The sequence below is a fragment of the Halorubrum salinum genome (genome assembly GCF_024494575.1).
GTDB classification, from domain to species: domain Archaea; phylum Halobacteriota; class Halobacteria; order Halobacteriales; family Haloferacaceae; genus Halorubrum; species Halorubrum salinum.
Map to the genome: position 1 here is coordinate 232818 of NZ_JANHDO010000002.1, position 12302 is coordinate 245119.

The window sequence follows — 12302 nt, forward strand, 5'->3', positions numbered from 1 at the left end:
TCCGGGAGGCGATATCGATCCGAACGCGGCGCGTCAGTCGAGGTCGAACGCCGTCCGCCACTCGTCGGCGCGGTCGAGGGCCGCCTCGCGCGATCCGATCCGCTCGCGCTCGTAGGTCGACTCGTCTGCCGCCTGCTCCATGACGTCCAGCCGGACGACGAACTCGCCGTCGCCGCGCTCGCGGACCCGCACCGTCGCGTATCCGTCCGACCGTTCCCACTCGGTGACCACGTCGTCCTCTCGGCCGAGCGTCCAGCTCATACCGGAACCGGTGGTTCCGGCGGCTAAAGCGGCGCGGTTCGGCGGCCGGGCCCCAGCGCGGTCGACCCCGGCGCGGCCGAGTACGCACACCGCGGGCAGACGGCGTATCCGAGCGCGTCGTACGGCACCGACGCCGACGGAGCCGTCACGTCGCACTCGGGGCAGTCGAACAGCCCCGCGTCGGTCGCCTCTGATTCGGGTGTCGTTCCCATGATCTTCGATACCACGAACACCGACATAAGTATGCGTTGCTTGAAACTATCCACGCGTGTGAGAATCGACGCTCTCAGGCCGTGAGGCGAGTGGTAATCGAGTCTGCGGGTCACTCGTCTCACGACTTCTCTCGGCGACCGAGACGGTGGGGAAGCCGACAGACCTGCGACCGCGGCGTATATCCGAACGCCGAGCGGAGGTCCGGTATGACCGGGGAGCGGGGTGCGGACGGCGAGACGGGAACGGGCGGCGGAGCCGGGACGGAAACGACGGTCGACGTCCACGCGACGCGACGTGGGCGCGCGGCCGACCGGCTCCGCGAGGTCGACGCCGAGGGCCTGATCTGTTTCCCGAGCCGCAACCTCCGGTACCTCACCGGATTCACGGCGGAGCCGGACGAGAGACACCTCTTTCTCGTCGTTCCGGCGACCGATCATCCGCGCGACGATCCCGTCCTGTTCGTTCCCGCTCTCTACGGGAGTCAGGTCCGATCGGAGACGACGGTCGCGGACGTGCGGACGTGGGCGGACGGCGACGACCCGGCGACCGCCGTCCGCGACCTGCTCGCCGAGTGCGGCCTCCGCGAGGGTCGGCTCCTCGTCGACGACACCATGTGGGCGACGTTCACGCAGGACCTCCGCGCGGTCGCGCCGGACGCGACGTGGGGGCTCGCGAGCGAGGCGCTCGCGCCCCTTCGCGCCCGAAAAGACGAAACCGAACTGGCGGCGATGCGGGCGGCGGCCGCGGCCGCGGACGCGGCCGTCGACGACCTCCGCGCGCTCGGCGCGGACGCGGTGGGGATGACGGAGGCCGAGCTCGCCGATCGGATCGTCGACCGCATGGAGGCGCACGGGGGTCGCGGGACCGCCTTCGAGCCGATCGTCGGAGCGGGACCGAACGGCGCGAAGCCCCACCACGGCCACGGCGACCGCGAGATCGCCGCGGGCGAGCCCGTCGTGTGCGACTTCGGCACGCGGGTCGACGGCTATCCGTCCGACCAGACGCGGACGCTCGTCTTCGGCGGCGACCCGCCCGCGGCGTACGCGGAGGTCCACGAGGTCGTCCGCGAGGCGCAGGCCGCCGCGGTCGACGCCGTCGAGCCGGGCGTCCCCGCCGAGGCCGTCGACCGGGCGGCGAGGGCGGTCGTCGAGAACGCGGGCTACGGCGACGCGTTCGTCCACCGGACCGGCCACGGCGTGGGGCTCGACGTCCACGAGGAGCCGTATATCGTCGCGGGCAACGACCGTCGGCTGGAGCCGGGGATGGTGTTCTCCGTCGAGCCCGGGATCTACCTCGACGGGCGGTTCGGCTGTCGGATCGAGGACCTCGTCGTCGTCACGGAGGAGGGCTGCGAGCGGCTGAACGACACCGACCGCGGCTGGCGCTGACCGGCGAGACGGGCGGACCCGCCCGGAGCAGCATCGAAACCATTAGTGTGGCCGGAACGGAACCGACGGGTATGAGCGACACCGACGAGGCCGAGGAGGCCGAAGACGTCGAACCGGCCGTCGAGCTCGGCGATCGAGTGGACGTGGCCGGCGAGCCGATCGCGCGCGTCGCGTCCCGGCTCACGTGGCCCGCCACGCGCAGCGACGTGGCGAACCAGGAGGGCGACGCCGCGATCCGGACCCCGGACGGCCCCCGAGACCTCGACGACGTGCTCGCGGACGCCGAGGTCCCGCTGTTCGAGAGCCGGAGCGAGTTCGTCGCGACGGTCGAGGATCTGGTGGGTCGCGGGCCTGTCGCGACGGAGTAGTCGGCCGGCGAACCGCGGTCGTCGACGGCCGCTGACCGCCAGCTCCGGGGTCCCTTCCCCGTCGCGGGCTTTTTACTGGAGCGCCTCGGACCCAGGGCATGGCGATCCCCTTCGATCCGCACGAACTCGGCCCCGAGGCGTACGGCGAGACGACGGCGACCCTCTCGACCGACCACGAGTCGGCGATCGAGCGCGTACGCGAGGTGTGTACCGACGCCGGGTTCGGCGTCCCCGTCGAGTTCTCTCCGTCCGAACTTTTAAACGAGAAGGTGAACGCCGACCGCGACCCGTACTACGTGCTCGGCGCGTGTAACCCCGCGGTGGCGGACCGCGCGCTCGACGCGACCGACGGTCGGATCGGCGGGCTCTTTCCCTGCAACATGGTCATCCGCGAGGTCGAACCGGGCGAACAGGAGGTGTACCACGTCTCGATCATGAAGATCGCTCGGCTGCTCGGCATGCCCGCCGACGACGAGGCGATGGACGCGATCGTCGACGACACCGGCGAGATGGTCGACGCCGTGTTCGCGGAGCTGGAAGCCGGGGAGTGATAGGTCGCCGGGGAGCAGTCGCTCTGCGTCCCGAACGATCAGAGCGTTCGAGCGTGTTCGAGCACCGCCTCTTCGCGAAACGTTCCCCGGCTGAGAACGGTGAACCCGTCGAAGGTGACCGTCGCCTCGGTGAGCGTCATGTCGAGGTGGAGATCGCACGCGACGCTCCCGCCGAGCGTGATGTTGTCTCCGATCGCGACGTGCATCGTGCCCCGTCTCTTCTTGTCCGTGGCTTGGTTCCCCGTGAGCTGGACGTCCGGATTCGTCCCGATAGACGGGGCTTCCGCGATGTTACGCGCGCACTCTCCCGCCGACTCGACGAGCTTCGACAGTTCCGCTGCCTGTGTGCCCCCCGAAATCTCCTCGACTCTCCCGTCTTCGACCGTCAGCTCCACGGGGCTGTCGAGTTGCCCGAGCCCGTCGATCGAGTAGTCGACGACGACCGTGCCCTGCGCGCTCCCTTCGACCGGGGTGATCGCGGACTTCCCGGCGGGCAGGACGACGAGCCCCTGATCGAACCCGTCGTCTATCGGGAACCCGCTGCGACCGTTCAGGTTGACCGATAGCTCCGTTCCCCTCTCGTCCGTTATCCGCGCGGACTCGGCGTCGGTTTGGATCGCAGCGACCGCCCTCGTCACGTCCATCAACGCGTCGTAGTCCGTGTCCATCTGGTCCATCATGACGTCCTCGGAGACGCCTCGCATGAGGACGAAGCGCGTCCCGGACTCCGACGCGTCTCTCCTGGCGTCCGTATGAGCGATGTCGTACGTCCCCACGTCGATGACGACGTCTGCCGCTTCGAGCGCGCCGGCGACCGCCGCCGGCTGCTCGACGTTGTGTCCGTCGAGCCGCGGCTTCACCAGAAGCGAGACCGTCGCCCCGGTCGCCCTGGCCGCGCTCGCGATCGGGCGGGCGACGTGTACCATCAACGGGTCGGTGAGGACGACGACCTCCTCGTCGGACCGTATCTCTCCAACGTTTTCCACGACGTCCCGGCTGATCTCGCTGTATTCGAGTTCTCTCACGCTGCTAACACAGCGTTCGACGTTCAGGTATGTGTAGCGGTTTGTTTCGAATTCCGGAATTTAATAAAAAAGACGCCGCGACGAACGGAGCCTTCTGCCGACTCGCTACCGAGCCGATCGCTTCGAGCGTCCGAGACACGCGCGGCGTCTTCCGACGGTGCCTGACCGTCGGTTATATTTCGGCCGCGCGTGTGCGCCGTCGACTCAGTCGTCCGCGGTCGCCGCGTCGGGCTCGGGCTCGTACAGCTCGTCGGCGCGCTCGCGCTCGGTGAGGTACTCGTCGGCGTCGAGCGCCGCCTGACACCCCATCCCGGCTGCGGTCACGGCCTGCTGGTAGTGGAAGTCGACCACGTCGCCCGCGCCGAACAGGCCGTCGACGCCCGTGTCGGTCTGGTTGCCGCCGCGGCCGCCCTCGGTGATCAGGTAGCCGTCGTCGTCGGTCTCGACGCCGATCCCCTCTAGGAAGTCCGTGTTCGGCGTGTGGCCGATAGCGAAGAACACCGCGCCCACGTCGAAGTCGTACTCCTCGACCTCGTCGGCCGTCGCGGCGTCCTCCAGCTTCTCCTTCGGATGGCCGTCAGGGTGCTCGACGAGGGTGACGCGGTCGATCCCCTCTTCGGGCGTGCCGTGGATCTCGGTGAGTTCGGTGTTCAACAGCAGTTCGATCTCGCCGTCGTCGACCTTCTCCATCGTGCGGTCGATCCACACGTCCTCGGCGCGGAACTCCTCGCGGCGGTGCGCGATGTAGACGGTGTCCGCGAACTTCGTGAGGAAGTTCGCCTCCTCCATGGCCGCGTCGCCGCCGCCGACGACGAGCATGTCCTCGCCGCGGAAGAACGCGCCGTCACACGTCGCACACGTCGAGAGGCCGTACCCCATCAGTTCGTCTTCGCCCGGCACGCCGAGCGTTCGCGCGCTGGCACCGGAGGCGGCGATCACGGCGTCCGCGGTGTAGACGTCGCCGTCGGAGAGCTCGACCCGGAAGTGCCCCGCGGGCTCCTTCGAGACGTCCTCGATGATCCCGTTTCGGGTGTCCGCACCGAACTTCTTCGCCTGCTCTTTCATGTTGTTGATGAGGTCCGGCCCGGAGATCCCCTCGGGGAAGCCAGGGTAGTTCTCCACGTCGGTGGTGAGCGTGAGCTGGCCGCCCGGCTCGTCGCCCTCGACGATCAGGGGGTCGTTGTTCGACCGCGCGGCGTAGATCCCGGCGGTGAGGCCGGAGATTCCCGTGCCGGCGATGATCAGTCGGCGGTGTTCGACGGGGTCGTCGGTCATGTCTGGACGTTCGCCGTCGCGAAGTATGTAGGTTGCGCCCTCGGGCGCGCCGCTCGGAACACCGAGTTCACGGCGGCGTCACCGCGGCGTCAGCGCGTCGGAAACTCCGGCACTACGTCGTCAGCGCGCCGTCACACACCAGCACCGGGCCGTCAGTCCGTCGGGAACTCCGGCACCGACCCGGTCGGCGGCGACGGCGCGTCGTCGAGCGCCTCGAAGAAGCGCCCGGCGACGAACGCCTCGACGACCTCCGTCAACGACTCCGAGTCCGACGCATCCTCCAAGATGCCGAGCGGAACCTGCGCGCCGGCCATGCTCGCGTGCCCGCCCGCGGAGCCGACGGGGTCGAGCGCGTCGCGGAGCAGTTCGCCGACGTCGAGGTCCGCGCCGCGGGCCCGGGCCGAGCCGTAGATCACGCCGTCCATGTAGCCGAAGACGAACGTCACCGCGATCCCGTCGAGATCGAGGAGACGCTCCGCGGCCTGCGCGAGGGTGTCGCGGTCGGCTATCTCGCCGACGCAGGAGGCGACCGTCGACCCCCGAACGTCGCGCCGCTCGATGGCGCGCGCGATAACGCGGAGGGTCTCGGGGCTCACGCTCGGACTCTCGACGCGTTCGAGCGTCGCCTCGTCCGCCTGCGACGACAGCGACGCCGCGGCCTCGAAGTCGGGGATAGACGTCGACCGCGTGAAGTCCTTCGTGTCGATGCGGATCCCGTACAACAGGGCGGTCGCGAGCGCGCGGTCGGGCGTGATCCCGATACGCGAGAGGTACGACTCGATCAGCGTGCTCGTCGCGCCGACGTCGGGTCGGATGTCGACGAACTCCCCGGCGACGGGGCCGCGCGGCGGATGGTGGTCGACGACGATGTCGACGGGGTGACCCTCCGGGAGGCTGTCGTTGATGCCGGCGCGGGAGTGGTCGACGAGGGCGACGCCGCCGTAGTCGTCGAGGTCGACCTCGTCGACGGTCCGCAGCGAGAGGTCGAGCAAGTTCACCATCGCGCGGTTCTCCTGATGAGCGATCTCGCCGCCGTAACAGGAGTCGGCCGGGACGCCGGCCGACTCGGCGATCCGCGCCAGTCCCAGCGCGCTCGCGATGGCGTCGGGGTCGGGGTTGTCGTGTGCGACCACGAGCAGCGGGCCGGTGAGGTCGCGGAGCACGGACAGAAGCCGGACCGGCTCCTCGGTGGCGTCGGCACCCGTCGCCTCCAGGACGCGGGCGGCGATGGCCTCGACGGGATCGACGACGCGGTCGGCGGTCGCGTCGAGCGTCGCCCGCTGGTCGGACGTGGGGTCGTCCCCGACGTACGCGACGATCGTCGCGTCGGGGTATCGGCCGCTCGCGGCGCGCGCGGCGGCGACGTTACGCGCGGGATCGTCTCCCGCGACGAAGACGACCGCGGCGTCGGCGGGATACGCGGACCGGTCCGTCGGATCGGCCTCGACGACGGCGACGTTGCGGTCGCGGAGCGTCGACGCCCACCCGCTGTCGTCGGTGATCGCGACGAGCTCGTCGCGGTCGTCGCGCGTCCGCTCGACGAACGTGTTCCCGACCGCGCTACAGCCGAGCAGCAGACGCCGGGCCATACCCCCGCGAGGGAGTCGGGAAGGAAAACGCTGCCGTCATTCGCCGGAGTCGCTGCCGTCGGCCGCGTCGCTCGCGTCGTCGTCGGCCGCGCTTCCCGACTCGCCCACACCGTCGGATTCGCCGGGGTCGGTCGACCCGCCCCGCAGCGACCCGCCGACCGCCGCGGCGACGTCGACGGCGGCGCGGTTCTCCGCCACGTCGTGGACCCGGACGATGTCGGCCCCGCGGTCCGCCGCGAGCGCGGTCGCGGCGACGGTCGCGTGCTCGCGGTCGTCCGGGCCGCGGCCTATCGCGCCGTACATCGACTTGTGCGAGTGGCCGATCAGGACGGGGCAGTCGAGCGCGGCGAACTCGCCGACGCGGTCGATCAGTTCGAACGCCTCGGCGGACGACGTGTCGAAGCCCAGCCCGGGGTCGACGATCACCTTGTCGCGGTCGATGCCGGCCGTCTCCGCTAGCGCGAGCCGCTCTCGGAGCGCGCCGATCACGTCGTCGACGGCGTCGTCGTACTCGGGGTCGTTCGTCGGGTCGACCGGCGCGTCGAGGCTGTGCATCACCACGACCGGACAGCCTGCGTCCGCGACGACCTCGCGCATCTCGGGGTCCGAGAGTCCTGTCACGTCGTTTATCAGGTCCGCGCCGGCGTCGAGCGCGGCCGCCGCCACGGCCGGCTTCCGCGTGTCGATCGAGACGAGCACGTCGCCGTCGGCGACGGCCGGCACCGACTGTATCGCCTCGACGGTCGGGACGACCCGCTCGATCTCCTCGTCGACCGGCACCGGCTCCGCGCCGGGACGCGTCGACTCGCCGCCGACGTCGACGATGTCGACGCCCGCGGCGACCATGCGTTCGACGCCCGCGACCGCGTCCTCGCGGCTCGCGTGCCGGCCGCCGTCGTGGAACGAGTCCGGCGTGACGTTGAGCACGCCCATCACCGCGGTGCCGTCGATCCACGGGTAGTCTGCCGCGGTGGTGGTCGCGTCGTCGGCCGGGGTGTCGGCCGCGTCGTCCGTCGGTCGGGCCGACTCCTCACGGATGTCGAGCCGGTCGGCGATGTCGCTCGCGATGCCGGCGAACTCGCGGTCGGGAGTGGGAACGCGAGAGCCGCCGTCGACGCTCTCGGGACGAGCCCGGTCCGACCCCCAGTCGATCCGGTCCAGCAGGTCTCGGAACTCCGCGACCGTCGCCGCCAGCGTGACGGGCACGCGCTCGCCGCTCGGGACGCTCCCCTCGCCGGCGCCCGCGCCGCCGATCACCGCCTCGCCGCCGACCGCGCGGAGCGCGGCCGCGATCCGCTCCGCGCGGTCGCCGCGCAGTCGAAGCGCGAGGACGCGGTGGTCGATCCCCGCGACGCGCTCGTCGGCGACGGCCGGCGGGACGCCCGTCGCGTCGAGCGCGCGGACGACGTCGCGCTCTCCGGCGGCTCGCCGGGGCGTCACGGTACGGAAGCGGGCGGCGCGGGCCTCCGCGACCGCGAAAAGCGACCCGACGAGAAGCACGCAGTCGTCGGAGTCGGCGCGGGCGACGGCGGCGTCGAGCGCGGCCGCCACGTCGTCGCCGCTCGTCACCCGGTCGACGCCCGCGGTCCGGAGCGCGGCCGAGAGCACGTTCGGGTCCTCGGCGCGGTCGAGGTCGGGCCGGCAGGTGACGGCGGAGGCGGCGGGGGGGAGCGCGCCGACGGCGGCGACGTGGTCCTTGTCGCACATCGCGCCGTACACGAGGTGGAGGTCGTCGTAGTCGTACTCCGCGAGCGTCCCCGCGAGCGTGTCGCAGGCGGCCGGGTTGTGCGCCCCGTCGAGCACCGTCAGCGGCGCGGTGTCGACGACCTCGAACCGCCCCGGCCACGTCGCCCGCGCCAGCCCGTCTCGGAGGGCGGCGTCGGGCACTGCGAGATCGGTGTCTTCGGCGTCGCCGCCTCCGACCGCGCGCGCCGTCCGCTCCGCGAGCGCCGCGGCGATCCCGGCGTTCGTCGCCTGATGTGCCCCGACGAGCGGGATCCGGTACGTGCCGATGCGCTCGCCGTCGAGCGTCACCGCGGCGTCGCTCGGGCTCACGCGGCCGCCGTAGGCGACGGAGAGGCCGGGGTCGGCGAGGTCACGGTCGTCGTCCGCGTCGGATCGCTCGTTAGGCCGCGCACCCGCGACCGTCGCGACCGGAGCGCCGGCCTCGGCGGCGACCTCGCGGACCACGTCGAGCGCCTCGCCCTCGCAGGCGGTCACGAGGGGCGTCCCTTCGCCCGCGATCCGCGCCTTCGTGCGGGCGATCTCCGCGACGGTGTCGCCGAGCACGTCGGTGTGTTCGAGCGAGACGTTGGTAACCGCCGTCGCGACCGGGTCGACCGCGCTGGTCGCGTCGTACTCGCCGCCCAGTCCGACTTCGAGCACCGCGACGTCGACGTCGCGGCGCGCGAACTCCCGGACCGCCATCGCGGTGACGACCTCGAAGAAGGTGAGGGGTTCGCCGGCGGCCGCGCGCTCGACGAGCCACGGTTTGACCTCGCTGACGAACGCCGCGACCGCGTCTTCGGTCATCTCCAGCCCGTCGACGCGGACCCGCTCCGTGAGCGCGGAGAGGTGCGGCGAGGTGTAGAGCCCGACCGAGAGCCCGGCCTCGCGCAGGACCGACTCGGTCATCCGAGCCGTGCTTCCCTTCCCGTTCGAGCCCGCGACCTGCACGAACGACACCGCGTCTTCGGGGTTCCCGAGCCGATCGAGCAGCGCCGAGACGCGCTCCGTCCCCGGCTTGACCGAGAAGCGGCGGAGGTCGAAGAGGAACGCCGCCGCCTCGTGGTAGTCCATACACCGTGGGTCGACTCGGCGTCGCTTAGGCGTAACGGACCGGGGCGATCGGCGGCCGGTCCCGCGCCCGAAGAGCAACCCTTAGGCGCGCGGCCGACCGATCGGTTCGCATGAACGAGACGGCGGCCGCGACGGAGGCCGCGACGCGAACCGCGACCGACTCCGCGGACGGCGACCGGGCGTCGACGAGCACCGACCCGGTCGTCGTCGCCGAGGGCGTCCGGAAGTCCTACGGCGACGTCGTCGCGCTCGACGGCGTGGACCTCCGCGTCGAGGCGGGCGAGGTGTTCGGCCTCATCGGCCCCAACGGCGCGGGGAAGACGACGCTCGTCCGCGCGCTGACGGGGACGACGGCCGCGGAGGGCACGCTGGAGACGTTCGGCGTGCCGCCGCGCGAGGTGGACCCCCAGCGGATCGGGCTGCTCCCGCAGTCGTTCGGCCCGCCGGAGCGGCTGACGGCGAGCGAACTCGTGGACTACTACGGCGGGCTCTACGACGCGGCCCGCGAGTCCGACGCCGTGCTCCGTGACGTGGGCATGGCCGACGACGCGGACGCGTGGTACGAGACGCTCTCCGGCGGACAAAAGCGCCGGACCTGCGTCGCGACCGCCATCGTCAACGACCCCGACCTCCTCTTCTTGGACGAGCCCACGACCGGGATCGATCCGGCCGGGCGGCGGTCGATCCACCGGCTGATAGAGCGGCTCGCCGGCGACGGGACGACCGTCTTCCTCACGAGCCACGCGATGGACGAGGTCGAGCGGCTCGCGGACCGCGTCGCGCTCCTCCGCGACGGGAGCGTCGTCGCCGTCGGACCGCCGGACGAACTGATCGCCGAACACGGCGGCGATCCGCGGCTGGACGTGACGATAGACGGGGACTCGGGCGACGCGGTCGCAGACGCGGTCGCCGCCGAGCTCGACGGGTCGGTCGCCGCTTCGGTTCCGAGAGACGCGTCGGTGGAACCGACCGACCACGGGCTGCGGATCCTCGGGATCCGGCCCGAAGCCATCGGCGGCGCGGTGGACGCTCTCGGGGCGGCGGGGGTCGCCTTCGAGTCGCTCGCGTGGTCCGAGCCGTCGCTCGAAGACGTGTACCTGCGGCTCACGGGCGAGGCGTACTCGCCGCGTGCGGAGGCGGTGACGCCGGGAGCGGGCGACGGGTCGGACGCGGCGGCCGGCGAGGCGGACGCGGAGGCCGACAGATGAGCCGGATGGCGCGGATCGGGACCGAGGCGACCGCGGCGGCGCGGTCGTTCCTCCGCCGGCGGACGGCGGTGTTCTTCACGTTCTTCTTCCCCGTGATCCTCGTGGTCATCTTCGGGGCGTTAGTCCGCACGCAGCCGACCGGCGGCGGACTGTTCGCGGAACCCGCCGGATACTACATCCCGGGGTACCTCGCCGTGGTCGTCCTCTTCACGCCGCTCTCGCGGGTCGGATCCGAGATCGCTCGTCACCGCGACGGCGGCCGGTTCGAGAAGCTTGCGACGACGCCGCTCTCGCGGGGCGAGTGGCTGCTCGCGCACACGCTCGTCAACGTCGGGATCATCGGCGCGGCGAGCCTCCTGATCTTGGGCCTCGTGCTCGCGGTCACCGACGCGACGCTCGTGATTTCGCCGGCGCTCGCGGCCCTCCCCGCGTTCGTCGCCGTCGCGGTCGCGCTGTTCTGCGGGCTCGGCGCGATCCTCGGCGCGCTCTCGGACTCGCAGGACGGCGTGATAGCCGCGAGCAACACCGTCGCGCTCCCCCTGCTTTTCCTCTCCGAGACGTTCGTCCCCCCGGCGCTTCTCCCCGAGTGGTTCCTCCCCGCCGTCGCGGCCTCGCCGCTGACGTACTTCGCGCGCGGCACGCGGGCCATCACCTTCGACGGCGGCGCGTGGGCGGCGGATCTGGCGGTGCTCGCAGTGCTCGCGGTCGGGTTCCTCGCGGTCGGCGCGTACGCCGTCCCGCGGACCGACTGAGCCTCGCCCGACGGCCGCCCGGAAGGCGGCCATTTATATCGTCCGGCACCCTCCCGGCGAGACGAGAGGACCCGTGTTGACGACCGTCGAATTCGCCTGCTCGGACTGTGAACAGACCATCGAGGTGAACGAGGAGATGCGGGAGACGATCCTCGCGACCGGCTGTCCGGTGTGCACGTCGCCCGCCGGCGAGGACGACTTCACCGCGGAGTAGCTCGCGCCGATCGCGGCCGGCCGTTCGCACGGTCGAGTCGCACCGATCCGGTCGTCACGGCTCGGCGATCATCACCACGGCTCGTTTTTCACTCCGAGCGCGTACGCGCCGACGTTCGTCACGACGTGGAGCACGGGCGTCATCACGACGACGGCCGCGATCACGGGGAGCGTGAACACGTCCGTCGCCCACGCGGGGTCGACGAGGAAGGCGAGCGCGAGCGCGCCGACGACGAAGTCGAGCTGGTCGACGCCCGGGAACGCCGCGCCGCGTTCGCGGCCGGACCGACGCTTGAGAAAGGAGGCGCCGATGTCGCCGCACATCGCGCCGAGCGCCAGCGCGACCGCGGCGGGGAGCCCGAACCGAGGAAGATCGACGCCGAGCGCGGCGCTCGCCGGGTCGTTGACGGCGTTGAGCGCGAACGCGAGGACGACGCCCACGAGCGTTCCGACGGCCGTGCCGCGCCAGGTCTTCCCGTCGCCGAGCACGCGCGCGCCGCGCCACTCGCGGCCGCCGTCGATGGGGCGACCGCCGCCCGCGAGCACCGCGGCGTTGTTCGGGACGTACGCGGGGACCATCGCCCAGAAGGCCGTCGCGACGAGCGAACCGATCATATCCGAGCGTCGCTCGGCGGGAGTATATATACCCCGGATCGACGC

The 12302-nt window shown here is 71.7% G+C and carries 13 protein-coding genes; 6 read left to right on the top strand and 7 right to left on the bottom strand.

Annotated features, from left to right (window positions below; all coding sequences use genetic code 11):
* Nucleotides 1–33: 33 nt before the first annotated feature.
* Both NO930_RS06860 and NO930_RS06865 read right to left on the bottom strand, forming a co-directional pair.
* Nucleotides 34–261: a DUF7543 family protein gene (locus NO930_RS06860; protein WP_256402936.1), complete on the bottom strand. Its 228-nt coding sequence runs from the start codon at nucleotides 259–261 to the stop codon at nucleotides 34–36.
* Nucleotides 262–284: 23 nt separating this feature from the next.
* Nucleotides 285–473 carry a hypothetical protein gene (locus NO930_RS06865; protein ID WP_256402937.1) on the bottom strand — a complete coding sequence of 63 codons (189 nt, stop codon included), beginning with the start codon at nucleotides 471–473 and terminating at the stop codon, nucleotides 285–287.
* Between the two features lie 207 nt (nucleotides 474–680).
* Between NO930_RS06865 and NO930_RS06870 the strand changes: the two genes are divergently transcribed.
* The 3 genes from NO930_RS06870 (at nucleotide 681) to NO930_RS06880 (ending at nucleotide 2781) form a co-directional block, all read left to right on the top strand.
* Nucleotides 681–1862: an aminopeptidase P family protein gene (locus NO930_RS06870; RefSeq protein ID WP_256402938.1), complete on the top strand. Its 1182-nt coding sequence runs from the start codon at nucleotides 681–683 to the stop codon at nucleotides 1860–1862.
* 71 nt (nucleotides 1863–1933) lie between these two features.
* Nucleotides 1934–2230: a DUF5789 family protein gene (locus NO930_RS06875; protein WP_137783587.1), complete on the top strand. Its 297-nt coding sequence runs from the start codon at nucleotides 1934–1936 to the stop codon at nucleotides 2228–2230.
* Nucleotides 2231–2328: 98 nt separating this feature from the next.
* Entirely contained in the window at nucleotides 2329–2781 is a 453-nt protein-coding gene (locus NO930_RS06880; protein ID WP_256402939.1) for a DUF302 domain-containing protein, read from the top strand.
* Nucleotides 2782–2819: 38 nt separating this feature from the next.
* Here NO930_RS06880 and NO930_RS14085 read toward each other — a convergent pair whose 3' ends face one another.
* The 4 genes from NO930_RS14085 to folP form a co-directional block, all read right to left on the bottom strand.
* Complete coding sequence (locus NO930_RS14085) at nucleotides 2820–3806, bottom strand: aminopeptidase (RefSeq protein WP_256402940.1); 987 nt, start codon at nucleotides 3804–3806, stop codon at nucleotides 2820–2822.
* Nucleotides 3807–4010: 204 nt separating this feature from the next.
* Nucleotides 4011–5081 carry an NAD(P)/FAD-dependent oxidoreductase gene (locus tag NO930_RS06890; RefSeq protein WP_256402941.1) on the bottom strand — a complete coding sequence of 357 codons (1071 nt, stop codon included), beginning with the start codon at nucleotides 5079–5081 and terminating at the stop codon, nucleotides 4011–4013.
* Nucleotides 5082–5233: 152 nt separating this feature from the next.
* Nucleotides 5234–6670 (bottom strand): DHH family phosphoesterase, encoded by a 1437-nt coding sequence (locus tag NO930_RS06895; protein ID WP_256402942.1) that lies wholly within the window; start codon nucleotides 6668–6670, stop codon nucleotides 5234–5236.
* A 36-nt stretch (nucleotides 6671–6706) separates the two neighbouring features.
* A complete protein-coding gene (gene folP, locus NO930_RS06900; RefSeq protein ID WP_256402943.1) occupies nucleotides 6707–9469 on the bottom strand; it encodes a dihydropteroate synthase in 2763 nt (920 codons plus the stop codon).
* A 110-nt stretch (nucleotides 9470–9579) separates the two neighbouring features.
* On the opposite strand from folP, the gene NO930_RS06905 reads away from it, so the two are divergent.
* The 3 genes from NO930_RS06905 to NO930_RS06915 all read left to right on the top strand — a co-directional run bounded on the left by NO930_RS06905 (nucleotide 9580) and on the right by NO930_RS06915 (nucleotide 11643).
* Entirely contained in the window at nucleotides 9580–10677 is a 1098-nt protein-coding gene (locus NO930_RS06905; RefSeq protein ID WP_256402944.1) for an ABC transporter ATP-binding protein, read from the top strand.
* Complete coding sequence (locus tag NO930_RS06910) at nucleotides 10674–11429, top strand: ABC transporter permease (protein ID WP_256402945.1); 756 nt, start codon at nucleotides 10674–10676, stop codon at nucleotides 11427–11429. The genes NO930_RS06905 and NO930_RS06910 overlap by 4 nt, the downstream gene beginning before the upstream one ends.
* Before the next feature lie 76 nt (nucleotides 11430–11505).
* Nucleotides 11506–11643 carry a DUF7560 family zinc ribbon protein gene (locus NO930_RS06915; protein ID WP_256402946.1) on the top strand — a complete coding sequence of 46 codons (138 nt, stop codon included), beginning with the start codon at nucleotides 11506–11508 and terminating at the stop codon, nucleotides 11641–11643.
* 71 nt (nucleotides 11644–11714) lie between these two features.
* Here the strand turns inward: NO930_RS06915 and NO930_RS06920 are convergent, their stop codons facing one another.
* The gene (locus NO930_RS06920) at nucleotides 11715–12257 is read right to left on the bottom strand and encodes a CDP-2,3-bis-(O-geranylgeranyl)-sn-glycerol synthase (RefSeq protein WP_137783735.1); all 543 of its coding nucleotides are present in this window, start codon (nucleotides 12255–12257) and stop codon (nucleotides 11715–11717) included.
* Between the last annotated feature and the right edge of the window lie 45 nt (nucleotides 12258–12302).